The organism is Comamonas denitrificans (assembly GCF_042654745.1).
Classification (GTDB): Bacteria; Pseudomonadota; Gammaproteobacteria; order Burkholderiales; family Burkholderiaceae_C; genus Comamonas; species Comamonas denitrificans.
In genome coordinates this window covers 39,579-53,332 of the sequence record NZ_JBHSEY010000026.1, presented here as the reverse complement: position 1 = coordinate 53,332, position 13,754 = coordinate 39,579, and the positions used below count along the sequence as shown (strand labels likewise).

12 protein-coding genes are annotated in these 13,754 nt (G+C 62.3%); 10 read left to right on the top strand and 2 right to left on the bottom strand.

Annotation, left to right across the window (positions count from 1 at the left end; genetic code table 11):
* Positions 1 to 114: 114 nt before the first annotated feature.
* From ACFO24_RS06490 to gph, 4 genes are all read left to right on the top strand, one after another.
* On the top strand, positions 115 to 1,194 hold the full coding sequence (locus ACFO24_RS06490) for an NAD(P)H-dependent flavin oxidoreductase (RefSeq protein WP_377737582.1): 1,080 nt from the start codon (positions 115 to 117) through the stop codon (positions 1,192 to 1,194).
* A 217-nt stretch (positions 1,195 to 1,411) separates the two neighbouring features.
* Positions 1,412 to 2,185, top strand: coding sequence for a ferredoxin--NADP reductase (locus ACFO24_RS06485; protein ID WP_377737580.1), 774 nt, complete (start codon positions 1,412 to 1,414; stop codon positions 2,183 to 2,185).
* A gap of 77 nt (positions 2,186 to 2,262) precedes the next feature.
* On the top strand, positions 2,263 to 3,573 hold the full coding sequence (locus ACFO24_RS06480; RefSeq protein WP_377737579.1) for an AmpG family muropeptide MFS transporter: 1,311 nt from the start codon (positions 2,263 to 2,265) through the stop codon (positions 3,571 to 3,573).
* Between the two features lie 118 nt (positions 3,574 to 3,691).
* Positions 3,692 to 4,393, top strand: coding sequence for a phosphoglycolate phosphatase (gene gph / locus ACFO24_RS06475; protein WP_377737577.1), 702 nt, complete (start codon positions 3,692 to 3,694; stop codon positions 4,391 to 4,393).
* Positions 4,394 to 4,575: 182 nt separating this feature from the next.
* On the opposite strand, the gene ACFO24_RS06470 is transcribed toward gph, so the two are convergent.
* The gene (locus ACFO24_RS06470) at positions 4,576 to 6,387 is read right to left on the bottom strand and encodes a methyl-accepting chemotaxis protein (RefSeq protein WP_377737576.1); all 1,812 of its coding nucleotides are present in this window, start codon (positions 6,385 to 6,387) and stop codon (positions 4,576 to 4,578) included.
* Positions 6,388 to 6,641: 254 nt separating this feature from the next.
* Here ACFO24_RS06470 and speE point away from each other — a divergent pair, with 254 nt between their 5' ends.
* Positions 6,642 to 7,880 carry a polyamine aminopropyltransferase gene (gene speE / locus ACFO24_RS06465; RefSeq protein ID WP_377737575.1) on the top strand — a complete coding sequence of 413 codons (1,239 nt, stop codon included), beginning with the start codon at positions 6,642 to 6,644 and terminating at the stop codon, positions 7,878 to 7,880.
* 81 nt (positions 7,881 to 7,961) lie between these two features.
* Here the strand turns inward: speE and ACFO24_RS06460 are convergent, their stop codons facing one another.
* Positions 7,962 to 8,576, bottom strand: coding sequence for a chalcone isomerase family protein (locus tag ACFO24_RS06460; protein WP_377737574.1), 615 nt, complete (start codon positions 8,574 to 8,576; stop codon positions 7,962 to 7,964).
* A 375-nt stretch (positions 8,577 to 8,951) separates the two neighbouring features.
* Between ACFO24_RS06460 and trpE the strand changes: the two genes are divergently transcribed.
* From trpE to trpC, 5 genes are all read left to right on the top strand, one after another.
* Positions 8,952 to 10,451, top strand: coding sequence for an anthranilate synthase component I (gene trpE / locus ACFO24_RS06455; protein ID WP_377737573.1), 1,500 nt, complete (start codon positions 8,952 to 8,954; stop codon positions 10,449 to 10,451).
* Positions 10,448 to 10,792, top strand: coding sequence for a chorismate mutase (locus ACFO24_RS06450; RefSeq protein ID WP_377737572.1), 345 nt, complete (start codon positions 10,448 to 10,450; stop codon positions 10,790 to 10,792). Before trpE ends, ACFO24_RS06450 begins: the two co-directional genes overlap by 4 nt.
* A complete protein-coding gene (locus ACFO24_RS06445; RefSeq protein ID WP_377737571.1) occupies positions 10,789 to 11,370 on the top strand; it encodes an anthranilate synthase component II in 582 nt (193 codons plus the stop codon). Before ACFO24_RS06450 ends, ACFO24_RS06445 begins: the two co-directional genes overlap by 4 nt.
* 142 nt (positions 11,371 to 11,512) lie before the next feature.
* The gene (gene trpD, locus ACFO24_RS06440) at positions 11,513 to 12,565 is read left to right on the top strand and encodes an anthranilate phosphoribosyltransferase (RefSeq protein WP_377737570.1); all 1,053 of its coding nucleotides are present in this window, start codon (positions 11,513 to 11,515) and stop codon (positions 12,563 to 12,565) included.
* Positions 12,566 to 12,834: 269 nt separating this feature from the next.
* Positions 12,835 to 13,638, top strand: coding sequence for an indole-3-glycerol phosphate synthase TrpC (trpC, locus tag ACFO24_RS06435; RefSeq protein ID WP_377737569.1), 804 nt, complete (start codon positions 12,835 to 12,837; stop codon positions 13,636 to 13,638).
* Positions 13,639 to 13,754: the final 116 nt, after the last annotated feature.

Below are 13,754 nucleotides of genomic sequence, written 5' to 3'. Positions count from 1 at the left end.
CGGCGGCACAATCCCTGGCCTGAGAACGTGAGCACGTTCTGAGCCTGTGCCCGGATGCCTTGCTGCGCAGCGTGTGGGCCTGCCTGTTAATTTTTCTCTGCAAAAGGACTTGCCATGACCCACACCACTTTGGCCCCATGGATGCAGCGCCTGGGCCTGCGCCACCCCATTATTCAAGCGCCCATGACGGGCACCGCCACCCCGCAATTGGCCGCTGCTGTGAGCAATGCGGGCGCGTTGGGTTCGATTGGCCTGGGTGCGTACAGCCTGGAAAAGTCGAAAACCGACATCGAGCACACCCAGAGCCTGACCAGCGGGCCTTTCAACGTCAATCTGTTCTACCACCAGCACCCGCAGGCCGATGCCCAGCGTGAACAGGCCTGGCTGGAGTACCTGGCCCCGGAATTTGCCCGTTTTGGTGCCACCGCGCCCGCCCGCTTGCAGGCGGTGTACCCCTCGGCCCTGGGCAATACGGCGCTGCAGCAGCTGATTTTGGCGCAGCGCCCGGCGGTGGTGAGTTTTCATTTCGGCCTGCCCGAGCCAGATTTTTTGGCGGCGCTCAAAGCCTATGGCTGCATCACCCTGGCCTGCGCCACCGATTTGGACGAGGCCCTGGCCATTGAGCAGGCGGGCATCGACGTGGTGATTGCCCAGGGCGTGGAGGCGGGCGGCCACCGGGGCGTGTTCGACCCCGCCCGCGACCAGATGCTGGGCACCTTGGCCCTGGTGCAGCTCTTGGTGCAGCGCACCCGCCTGCCTGTGGTGGCCGCCGGCGGCATCATGGATGGGGCCGGGATTGCGGCCGTGCTACAACTTGGCGCATGCGCTGCGCAGATGGGGACTGCATTTGTGCCTTGTCCTGAGTCCAATGCCAATGCTGCTTACCGTCAAGCGCTTTTAAATAAAGAGCACGCCCGCACGGCCGTGACCAGCGCCATCTCGGGCCGACCGGCGCGCGGCCTGGTCAATCGCCTGCACGCCCTGGGCGCGGCCTACCCCGGTAGCTTGCCCGCTTACCCCCAGGTGTACGACGCGGGCAAGGCCTTGCACCAAGCAGCCAGTGCCCAGGGCTGCACGGACTTTGCCCCGTTTTGGGCCGGCCAAGGCGTGGCACTGGCGCGGGCCTTGCCAGCGGCGCAGCTGGTGCAGGTGTTGGCCGCTGAGCTGGCCCAGGCACAGCTCAGCGGGGGCTGAAATAGCGGAGTAAATGGGGGTAAATTGGGGGGCAAATGGCGGTGCCGCGTCATTTGCCATATCACTAATCTATATCAAGAGATAAGCAGACAATCCCCCATTTTGGGCGAAATTCACGCACAATCGCAGCCCTGTGGCCCGGGGCGGCGGCTTGTTCATCCTCACTTGGCCGGGCCCCACCGAGTGGGTTTGTTATTGATTTTTTGCTGCATTGTTTATGAGTGCTTTTCACGAAGAACGTGTTTTGTCGGTGCACCACTGGACCGATCGGTTGTTCTCTTTCACCACCACCCGCGATCCTGGGCTGCGCTTTTCCAATGGCCACTTCACCATGATTGGCCTCAAAGTCGATAACAAGCCCCTGCTGCGGGCCTATTCCATCGTCAGCCCCAACTGGGAAGAGCATCTGGAGTTTTTCTCGATCAAAGTGCCCAACGGCCCACTGACTTCGCGCCTGCAAAACATCCAGGTGGGCGACACCATCATTGTGGGCAAAAAGCCCACCGGCACCTTGGTCACCGATTACCTGCTGCCAGGCAAAAACCTGTACTTGATTGGCACAGGCACGGGCCTTGCGCCGTGGTTGTCCATCATCCGCGACCCGGATACCTATGAGCGCTACGAAAAAGTCATCGTCGTGCACGGCGTGCGCCATGTGGCCGACCTGGCCTACCAAGAGATGCTGGAAAAAGACCTGTTCGAGCACGAAATCCTGGGCGACATCATCAAAGACAAGCTCATCTACTACCCCACCGTAACGCGCGAACCCTTTCGCAACCAGGGGCGCATTTCGGACCAAATCGAAAACGGCACGTTCCCGCAAAACATCGGTCTGCCCCCGCTCAACCGCGAAACCGACCGGGTCATGCTGTGCGGCAGCCCCGAGATGCTGGACACCCTCAAGCACATGTTTGAGGCGCGCGGCTTCAACGAAGGCAACACCACCACCCCGGGCGATTTCGTCATCGAACGCGCCTTTGTTGAGAAATAAACACCGCCCCAGGCATTAAGCTAGCCAGCCCGCAGCACCTTGGTCGCTGTGGGCTTTTTTATGGCATCGATGGCTTTATGACTTCCTTTCGCGCTTGGCTTTGCACTTTGAAGGTTTACACGCAACCGGCCAGTTTGCGCATGTTGGCCTTGGGCTTTTCCGCCGGTTTGCCTTTGCTACTGGTGCTGGGAACGCTCTCATTTTGGTTGCGTGAGGCGGGCATTGACCGCACCACCATTGGTTATTTATCGTGGGTTGGGCTGGCCTATGCGTTCAAGTGGGTCTGGGCCCCGCTGGTCGATCGCTTGCCGCTGCCTGGGCTCACGCGCCGCCTGGGGCGGCGGCGCAGTTGGTTGCTGCTGTCGCAGCTGTTGATTGCCGCCGGCTTGCTGGGCATGGCCAGCCAAAACCCGCAGCTGGCCTTGACCCCCATGGTGTGGAGCGCCCTGGTGGTGGCCTTTGGCTCGGCCACGCAAGACATTGCCCTGGATGCCTACCGCATTGAATCGGCCAGCATGCAAGAACAAGCCGCTTTGGCCGCCACCTACCAAACAGGCTACCGCCTGGCCATGATCTGGGCCGGTGCCGGGGTGCTGTGGGTGGCCACCTTGGCCCAAGGGGCGCAATTGGGCTATGCCGTGCGGGCTTGGCAGGTGGCCTACAGCGTAATGGCCGCCTGCATGGTGGTGGGCATCGTCACCGTTTTGCTCTCGCCGGAGCCCCAGCCGCGCCCCCTGCCGCCCAGCCGCTCGGTGCAGGAGTGGCTGCACAGCGCTTTGGTAGCACCGTTTGCCGACTTTATCGCGCGTTACCGCTGGCAAGCGGCCCTGGTGCTGGGCCTGATTGCGGTGTACCGCATCAGCGATGTGGTGATGGGCATCATGGCCAACCCGTTTTATGTGGACATGGGCTACACCAAGGCCCAGGTGGCCGCAGTCACCAAAATTTACGGTGTGCTCATGACCCTGCTGGGGGCCTTTGTGGGCGGGGCCATGGCCATGCGCTGGGGCGTGATGCGGGTGCTGATGCTAGGGGCGCTGCTCTCGGCCAGCAGCAATTTGCTGTTTGCTTGGCTGACCGGACAAGCACCGACCACGGTGGGTTTGACCCTGGTGGTCAGCGCCGACAACTTGGCTGGAGGCATTGCCTCGGCAGCGTTTATTGCCTACTTGTCCAGCCTGACCAATGTGCAGTACTCGGCCACGCAGTACGCGCTGTTCAGTTCCATGATGCTGCTGGCCCCGAAGTGGCTGGCCGGGTTTTCGGGGCAGTTTGTGGATGCCTATGGCTATAGCCCATTTTTTATCAGCACGGCGGCCCTGGGACTGCCGGTGCTGGTGCTGGTCGCCTTGGCTGCACGGGTGCCAACCGTGCCGGTAGCCCGGTAGCCCGCAAGCCTTGCGCCAGCGCACATCCGTCTCTGTCCCTGGGTACCATGGCCCCTTTTTCGGCCACCCCTTTGCGCCTTTGGCCGAAGGGCTTTTAGAACGATGAAGTTAAACAGTTATGCAATTGCACTTGGAAGGCAGCAGCATCGCCCTGGATGCGGTGATGCTGGATTTGGACGGCACCTTGGTGAACACCTTGGGCGATTTTTCAGCGGCGCTCAACGGCATGTTGGCCGATTTGCGGTTGCCCGCGATAGCCCCCGAAGTGATTGAGCACTTGGTGGGCAAGGGCACCGAGCATTTGTTGCGCTCTGTCTTGGCCCATGGGGGGCTGGATGCCGCCCAGGTGCAGGCCCAGTATGCGCAGGCGTGGCAGCGCTATGAGCACCATTATTTGCGCATCAATGGCCAGTTTGCCCAGGTGTATCCGGGGGTGGAGGAGGGCTTGCACACCTTGGCCGCGGCGGGCTTGCCGCTGGCGTGTTTGACCAACAAGCCGCTGGCGTTTGCCCAGCCGTTATTGCGTGCCAAAGGCTTGGAAAAATATTTTCAGTGCGTGTTTGGCGGTGATTCGTTTGCCCGCAAAAAGCCCGATCCGCTGCCGCTGCTGGAAACCTGCAAGGCCTTGGGCACCCAGCCAGGGCGCACCTTGATGGTGGGCGATTCGAGCAACGATGCGCAAGCGGCGCGGGCGGCCGGTTGCCCGGTGGTGCTGATGACCTATGGCTTTAACCACGGCGAGCCGATTGCTGCGGTGCCCGCGCTGGCGCATTGGGATGCGCTGGCGCAGGTGCAGGGGCGGTTGAGTCCGCAGCGCTAAGAACGTGTTCACGATCTCCTCATGGGTGTGCGGGCGCGGCCTCGGGCGGTCTGCGTCGTTGCAAATCCTCGCAATAGCCAAGCTATTACTGTGGTTTGCCCCTCGCAACCCATCCCGAACCGCATCCCCCACACCTTCATTCGAGATCATGAACACGTTCTAAGGTGTTTGGGGGGGAGGCTTTAGAAAGTCTCCCAATCGTCCTCGTTGCTGGTTGCTGGCTTGGAGGGCGCTTTGGCGGCCGGCTTGGGCTTGGGCGCGGTCAAGGCGGTGGCTGGGGCAGGCGTGGGCGCAGTAGGCGCTGCTTTTTTAGGTGCTGTTGGCGCAGTAGTTTTAGGGCTATTTGCAAGCTTTTTCTCTACTTTGCCGCTGTTGATTGCGGGGGCTGCTATAGGTTTTGCAGATGGCCTGGGCGCAGCTTGGGCAGCGGCAGGGCCGGGGCGTGCGGTGCCGCCCTCGTTCACTTGGAAAAAGGCCATGGCCTGCACCAGCTGCACGGCTTGGCTGCGCAGGTTGTCGGCAGCGGCGGCGCTTTCTTCGACCAAGGCGGCGTTTTGCTGGGTGGTGCGGTCCATTTGCGTGATGGCCTCGCCCACCTGGCTTACGCCCGAGCTTTGCTCGCGGCTGGCGGCGCTGATCTCGGCCATGATGTCGGTGACGCGGCCAATGGCGTTGATCATTTCCTGCATCGAGTGGCCCGCTTGGTCGGCCAGCTGGGTGCCGTGGCCCACGCGCTGCACGCTGGTGTCGATCAGGGTCTTGATTTCTTTGGCGGCCTCGGCGCTGCGTCCGGCCAGGGCGCGCACCTCGCTGGCCACCACAGCAAAACCGCGGCCTTGCTCACCGGCGCGGGCTGCTTCGACAGCGGCGTTCAGCGCCAGGATGTTGGTTTGAAAAGCGATGCTGTCGATCACGCCGATGATCGCCGCGATGCGCTGGCCGCTGTCCTCAATCTCGCGCATGGTGCTGACCATTTGCTCGACCACGCCGCCGCTTTGGTTGGCCACCTCGTTGGCATTCATGGCCAGTTGGTTGGCCTGGGCCGCGTTGTCGGCGTTTTGGCGCACGGTCGAGCCCAGCTGCTCCATCGAGGCGGCAGTTTGCTCCAAAGCGCTGGCTTGTTGTTCGGTGCGGGCCGACAGGTCGTTGTTGCCCTGGGCAATTTCGGCGCTGGCATTGGCCACGCTGTCGGCGTTTTGGCGCACGCCGGCGACGATGCTGGCCAGTTTGGCCTGCATTTCGTGCAGGCTGGTGAGCAAGGTGGCGGTTTCATCGCGGCCGCTGATGGTGAAGCTTTGCGTCAGGTTGCCGTGGGCAATTTCGTCGGCAATGCCCACGGCCTGGTGCAGGGGCCGGGTGATGGAGCGCCCCAGTGCCCAGGCTCCCCAGATGCCCAGCAGCAAGGTGATGCCGGCGACGCTGGCCAGCATGATTTGGCTTTGGTGCACTTGGGCCAAGGCGGTTTCGCGCGTTTCGGTATAGACCTTGAGCTGGTAGTCGGCAAACTGCCCCAGGGCTTGGTCGTAGGCATCGGCCAGGGGGTTGAGCTCGGATTCGATCCGGTCTGCCACGTGGTCGCCGTTGGCGCTTTGCTGCATCAGCGCCGTGCGCAGGTTGCGGTAGGCGGCGCGGTGGCTGTCTAGGCCTTTGAACAGCCGGATGCCCTCTTCGAAGCGCAGCAGGCTTTCGATTTTTTTCTGGCTCTCGCTGATCGCGGCCGAGGTGGCGGCAATTTCTGGCTCCCAAATCGCGTTGAATTGCGGACTGGCGTTGAGTAGCATGGCGCGGGTGCGAATCCAGTTTTTCTGCGTGTTTTCGCGCCAGCGCATGGTCTCTTGCAGGCGCACGTTGTCTTGCTGGGTCATGGTCACCATGACATCGCTGATGACCTGCATGCGCCAAATGCCGATGGCCGTGAGCGCGAGCATGATGAGCAAAATGGCACCGAACCCCAGACTCAAGCGGGTGCTGACTTTGACGTTACTCATTGACATGGGAAACCTTTACAGAAAGATGAAACTGATTGTAGAGCGCAGATCGCAAGCGTTCGTTGTTGTGGCGTCATAGCATCAAATGGTGGTCGGCGAGTTGTAGCGTGTTGTAAAGCAGGGTGTATGGACTTGCCATGTGGGCAGGGGTGTTTTGCGTAAAACTTACCTAAAATGCTGGGTTTCCCGAAAAATGCCCGCTTTTTTGTTCCGGTAAGACGCGTTTTACCCCGGATGGAACCCCAGGAGGACTCCCCACCATGCAAGGTTTGCACCTGACTGCCGATTTGTACCAATGTTCTTGCGATAGCGCACTCATGATTTGTGCCGACACCATTGCGCAGTTGTGCCGAAGTCAGACCGATGCCTCCGGGCTGACCCTGGTGGAGGACAAATGGGTCAAATTCCCCGAATGGCAGGGCCAGCCTGGCGGGGTCACCGGGGCGGTGCTGCTGGCCGAATCGCATTTGGCCATCCACACCTGGCCCGAGACGGGCAACGTCACCATCGACGTGTATGTGTGCAATTTTTCGGGCGACAACTCGGCCAAGGCCCAGGCGCTGATGGATGGCGTGGTGGCCGCTTACGCCCCGCAGGAGGCCGTGCGCCAGCAGCTGTGGCGCGGCGACATTGCCACCAATGGCGTGGGCCAGTACCCCTGGGTGATGGAGCAGCTCACGGAAAACGCGGCCTTTGGGTTTCGGGCGCACAACGTGCAGCGCCAGCACACTCCGTTCCAGACGCTGGAGATGCTGGACACCCCCAGCTTTGGCCGCGTGATGCGCCTGGACGATCACTTCATGACCAGCGAGGGGGAAGAATTTTTCTACCACGAGTGCATGGCCCACCCGGCGGCCATGGCCCACCCCGATCCGCAGCAGGTGCTGGTGATTGGCGGCGGCGATGGCGGCTTGGCCGAAGAGCTGCTCAAACACAACACCGTGCAGCGCCTGGTGCTGGCCGAGCTGGATGAGGCCGTCATCGAGGCGAGCAAGGCCCAGCTGCAGCGCGTACACAACGGGGTGTGGGACGACCCGCGCCTGCAGCTGCAAATTGGCGATGGCATGGCCTATGTGGACAGCACCACCGACCGCTTTGATTTGATCTTGCTCGATTTGACCGATCCGCACACCCCCGCCGGCTCGCTCTACAGCCCTGAGGCCTTGCAGCGCATGCGCCGGGTGCTCAACCCCGGTGGGGCGCTGGTGCTGCACCTGGGCAGCCCGGTGTTTCACGCCGAGCAGGTGCGCGCGCTCAGCCAAACGCTCAAGGCCACCTTTGCCCAGGTGGCTTGCTACGGCACCTATGTGCCGCTGTATGGCGCGTACTGGGGCATGGCGGTGTGCTCGGACAGTTTGCAGCCCACCGCCGTGAGCGCCGCGCAGATCGATGAGCGCCTGGCCGCCCGGGGCGTGACCGACTTGCAGTACTACAACGCCGACATCCACGGTGCTTTGTTTGCCCTGCCCAACTACTACCGCAAGCTGGTGCTTGCATAAGCAGAGCGGCTGCCGCTGATAAACAATCATTTTCAGAGTTAAAACACTGAAATTTGTTTATCTATCAGCGCAAAATGCTATTCAATTTGCATCCAGGGGCGGCGTTTGCAGCCCCAGCAGCGCCTGCTTGAGGTGGCTGTCGGCCGGCTGGTCGCCCAGCCAAATGCTGAGCAAGGCATTGAAAAATAGCGGGTTGGCAAACTGCGGCTGGCGCGCTTGGCCGTTGATCGAGATGGTCAGCCCGGCCTCGGGCACCCAATCCAAGCTAAAGCTATCGCCCTTGCGCAGGCGCTTTTCGTGGGCAAACAGCGCCCCCATTTGCACCACGCTGGGCAGCACCTGGCCCAGGTGCTGGCGTGGGGTGTTGTGCTCGATGCCCTTGGTAAACAGCTTGCCCAGCTCGTTGGCATCAATATCGCGCAGCATGTGGATTTCCAGGCGCTTGGCACCGGGCATCTGGGCAATTTGCGCGTAGCTTTGCGCCTTGTGCGGCAGGTACAAATGGGCGTTATAGACCTTGAACACCGCTTTGTGGCGCGTGCCGCTGCCGTTCAAAACCAGCGTCTGGCCCGCCAGGGTGAACGATTCGGCCGGCTCTGGCGGCGGCGCGGCGTGCGCACGCACGGCGCTGGTCAGCAAGGCCACCAGGGCCAAGGCGGGCAGGAAAACGCGGAAACAGTGCACGGCATGCAGCATACAAATCCCTTGAAAACAAATAAGAACGCTCGTTCTTTTGAAGGGCTGATTCTGAAAGCCTTACTTTTTCCTGACAAGCGCTAAAGCGCGAATCCGGCACGAATCCAGGGTAAACGCTGAGTGGGCGGCCCGCTGGCCTGGCCCCCGCGTTTCTGCGGCCCGCCTGCCATCGGCTACACTTGCCGCCCATGTTCATTCACTACGCGTTGATTGCAGGTTGTGCCGACCGGGGAGCCTGGCCCTGGCGTAAGCCTGCTGCTGTAACCGCTTAAAGCGCCCCGGCGCACTGGGGTGGTGGCTGCCTGGGCCACCGCCGTTGAATGAACCGCAGCACCGCAACGCCTGCTGCCCCTTGTTGCAAGGAAACCTCCCACCGTGATTACCGAGCTGGAATTTCAAAGCCTGGCGCGTGCCGGCTACCACCGCATCCCCCTGGTGACCGAAGCGTTTGCCGATCTGGAAACCCCCCTGTCGCTGTACCTCAAACTGGCCCACGCCCACGGCGACGGCACGAACAGCTTTTTGCTGGAATCGGTCGAAGGCGGCGAGCGCTTTGGCCGCTACAGCTTTATTGGCCTGCCCGCGCGCACCCTGCTGCGGGCCAGCGGCTTTGGGGCCGAGGCGACAACCGAAGTCGTCACCGACGGCCAAGTGGTGGAGACGCACCACGGCAACCCGCTGGACTTTATCGCCGCCTACCAGCAGCGCCTGAAGGTGGCGCTGGTGCCCGGTCTGCCGCGCTTTTGCGGCGGGCTGGCGGGCTACTTTGGCTACGACGCAGTGCGCTACATCGAGCCCAAGCTGGAAAAAACCTGCCCGCCTGATGGCCTGGATTGCCCGGATATTTTGCTGCTGCAGTGCGAAGAGCTGGCGGTGATCGACAACCTCTCGGGCAAGCTGTACTTCATCGTGTATGCCGACCCCAGCCGGGCCGAAAGCTACAGCCGCGCCAAAAAGCGCATGCGCGAGTTGAAAGAGCTGCTGCGCTACTCGGTTAGCGTGCCGCAGATCAAGGGCGGCGACAGCCACCCGGCGCAGCGCAACTTTGCCAAGCCGGACTATCTGGCCGCCGTGCAAAAAGCCAAGGATTTGATTGCGGCGGGCGACTTTATGCAGGTGCAGGTCGGCCAGCGCATTCACAAGCGCTACACCGAATCGCCCCTGTCGCTGTACCGGGCGCTGCGCTCGCTCAACCCCTCGCCGTACATGTATTTCTACAACTTCGGCAGCTTTCAGGTGGTGGGCTCCAGCCCCGAGATTTTGGTGCGCCAGGACAAGGTGGCGGACGGCGAGAAAATCACCATCCGCCCGCTGGCCGGCACCCGCCCGCGCGGTGCCACGCCCGAGGCCGATCTGGCCACCGAGCACGAACTGCTGGCCGACCCCAAGGAACGCGCCGAGCATGTGATGCTGATTGACCTGGCGCGCAACGACATTGGCCGCATCGCGCAGACCGGCAGCGTCAAAGTCACCGAAGCCTTTGTCGTGGAGCGCTACAGCCACGTGATGCACATCGTCAGCAACGTGGAGGGGCTGCTGAAACCCGGCCTGTCCAGCATGGACGTGCTCAAGGCCAGCTTTCCGGCGGGCACGCTCTCGGGCGCACCCAAGGTGCACGCCATGGAGCTGATCGACCAGCTGGAGCCGACCAAGCGCGGCATCTACGGCGGCGCGGTGGGCTATTTGAGCTTTGCCGGGCACATGGACATGGCGATTGCCATCCGCACCGGCGTCATCCAGAACGGCACGCTGTACGTGCAGGCCGCCGCCGGGGTGGTGGCCGACTCCGTGCCCGAGCTGGAATGGCAAGAGACCGAACACAAAGCCCGTGCCCTGCTGCGCGCGGCGGAATTGGTGGAAGAAGGATTGGAATGACGTTGGCCATCGACAAAGTGCCGCACTGCACCAGCATGACCGAGGTGCGGGCAGGCGTGAATGCCCTGGACGATGTGCTGGTGCCCCTGCTGGTGCAGCGCAGCGGCTACATGACCCAGGCCGCGCGGGTGAAAAACGACGATGCTCTGGTGCGCGACGAGGAGCGCATTGAAACCATCGTGCAGCGCGTGCGCACCCTGGCGCAGGCGCAGGGCGGCAACCCCGACCTGATCGAGCGCATCTACCGCGCGATGATGGAGTGCTACATCGCCTACGAACACGATGAGCTGGCCCGGCTGCGCGCCGCCGGCCTGCCGCCGAAGAAAGAGGAATCGGTATGAAAGTTCTGATGCTGGACAACTACGACAGCTTTACCTACAACATCGTGCAGTACCTGGGCGAGCTGGGTGCCGACGTGACCGTGGTGCGCAACGACGAAATGCCGCTGGCCGATCTGGTGGCCCTGGTGGCCGCGCAGGGCATCGAGCGCATCGTCATCTCGCCCGGCCCGTGCTCTCCGGCCGAGGCCGGCATTGCCGTGGCAACGATTCAGCACTTTGCCGGCCAGCTGCCGGTGCTGGGCGTGTGCCTGGGCCACCAAGCGATTGGCGCGGCCTTTGGCGGGGACATCGTCCGCGCCGGGCAGCAGATGCACGGCAAGACCAGCGTGATTACCACCGACCAAAAAGGCGTGTTTGCCGGGCTGCCCCAACAGTTCACGGTGAACCGCTACCACTCGTTGGTGATTGACAAGGCCACGCTGCCCGCGTGCCTGACCGTCACCGCCACCAGCGAGGACGGCGAAATCCAAGGCGTGCGCCACACCACGCTGGCCGTGGAAGGCGTGCAGTTCCACCCCGAAAGCATCCTGACCGAGCACGGCCACGCGATGCTGAAAAACTTTTTGCAAGCGGCGTAATGCCCGCCCCAGGCCATCCTTGCGGTGGCCTTTGTTTTAAGAGCTGCTTGCGCTGGTAAATCAATGGTTTCAGCGTTAAATTGGTTTGAAAGTATGGATAAATAAGCGGCTGCAGCTCACAAATTAATCACAGGACACCCCCATGACCTCCGTAGCCCAGCATCTGGCCATCACCCCGCAAGAAGCGCTGCAGCGCACCATCGAGCACCGCGAAATCTTCCACGACGAAATGCTGCACCTGATGCGCATGATCATGCGCGGCGAACTCTCGCCGGTGCTGTGCGCGGCCATCCTCACCGGGCTGCGCGTGAAGAAAGAGACGATTGGCGAAATCTCCGCCGCCGCGCAGGTGATGCGCGAGTTTTCCAACAAGGTGCCGGTGCGCGACAAAACGCATCTGGTCGATATCGTCGGCACCGGCGGCGATGGGGCGCACACCTTCAACATCTCCACCTGCGCCATGTTTGTCATTGCCGCCGCCGGGGCCAAGGTCAGCAAGCACGGCGGGCGCAGCGTGAGCAGCAAATCGGGCAGCGCCGACGCGATGGAGGCGCTGGGCGTGAACATCAACCTCACCCCAGCGCAGATTGCCGATTGCATTGCCGAAGTGGGCGTGGGCTTTATGTTTGCCCCCAACCACCACCCGGCGATGAAAAACGTCGCCCCAGTGCGCAAAGAGCTGGGCGTGCGCACCCTTTTCAACATCCTGGGGCCGCTGACCAATCCGGCCGATGCGCCGAACATTTTGATGGGCGTGTTCCACGAAGACCTGGTGGGCATCCAGGTGCGTGCCTTGCAGCGCCTGGGGGCGGAGCATGCCGTCGTGGTCTATGGCCGCGATGGGCTGGACGAGATCAGCCTGGGCGCGGGCACTTTGGTTGGTGAATTGAAGGACGGTGTGGTGCGTGAATACGAAATCCACCCCGAAGACTTTGGCCTGCGCATGGTGGGCACCCGCGCTTTCAAGGTGGAGAACGCGCAGGAGTCGATTGCCATGCTGCGCGGCGTGCTGGCGGGGGATGCGGGCCCGGCGCACGATATTGTGTGTTTGAACGCCGGGGCGGCGTTGTATGCGGCCAATGTGGCCAGCAGCATGGAGGATGGGCTGCGGCGGGCGCGGGAGGCGATTAATAGCGGGGCGGCGCTGCAAAAGCTGCAGGAGTTGGTGGGGTATAGCCAGCGGTTGTTGGCGTAAAACGGGGTGCTGGCCGGGACTCGCCCCGGCGGGCGACTAACTTTCTTGCGCGCGCAAGAAAGTCAGCAAAGAAGGCGTGCTGCGCAGCTTTGGCACCGCAGAACTCACTACGCGCCCTGCGGGCGCTGCGTTCGGACAACTGCGGTGAGTCAGACGGGATGCGGCTTGGTTGTTTTTGCGGCTGCGCCCTGACGGATACGTTGTTATGGAATGGCTGGCTCGCTTGCTGCGCAGCTTCGCGGGCTGGGCTGGAGTTTTTGGAGAGAACGATGAGTGATATTTTGGAAAAAATCTGCGCCGTCAAGCGCGAGGAAATTGCGGCTGCGCAGCGGCGCATGCCCCTGGCGGAGATGCGCCGCGATGCGGAAAGCCGGGTGCTGACGCGCGATTTTGTCGGGGCGATGCGCGCCAAATTGGCCCAAAACCAGGCGGCGGTGATTGCCGAGATCAAAAAGGCCAGCCCCAGCAAGGGCGTGATCCGCAGGGGCGAGTTCATTCCGGCGGACATTGCGCAAAGCTATGCCCAGGGCGATGGCAAGGTCAGCGCTGCCTGCCTGTCGGTGCTGACCGACCGGCAGTTCTTCCAGGGCCAGCCCGACTATTTGAAGCAGGCCCGCGCCAGTTGCCCGCTGCCGGTGCTGCGCAAGGATTTCATGGTCGATGCCTACCAAATCTACGAATCGCGTGCCATGGGGGCCGATTGCGTGCTCTTGATCGCCGCCTGCCTAGACGATGGCCTGATGGCCGAGCTGGAGCAGATCGCCCACAGCCTGGACATGGCCGTGCTGGTGGAAGTCCACGATGGCCACGAGCTGGAGCGGGCCTTGCAGTTGAAAACCCCGCTGGTGGGCATCAACAACCGCAACCTGCGCACCTTTGAGGTGGACATCCAGACCACGCTGCAGCTGCAAAAAGAGGTGCCGCCCGAGCGCATCTTGGTCACCGAATCGGGCATTCTTGGCCCGGCGGACGTGCGGGCCATGCGCGATGCGGGCATTCACAGCTTTTTGGTGGGCGAGGCCTTCATGCGGGCCGACGACCCCGGGCTGGCGTTGGCGCAGCTGTTTGCCTAACAGGCCACCCCGCTGGCCAGGTGCTGCCAGCGGCAAAGCACGCGTTTACCCTAGGTGCAAGCCCTGGAGAATGGGACACAAACTGGCGCTTTGCTCTTTAAAATTTGTGACCTTTT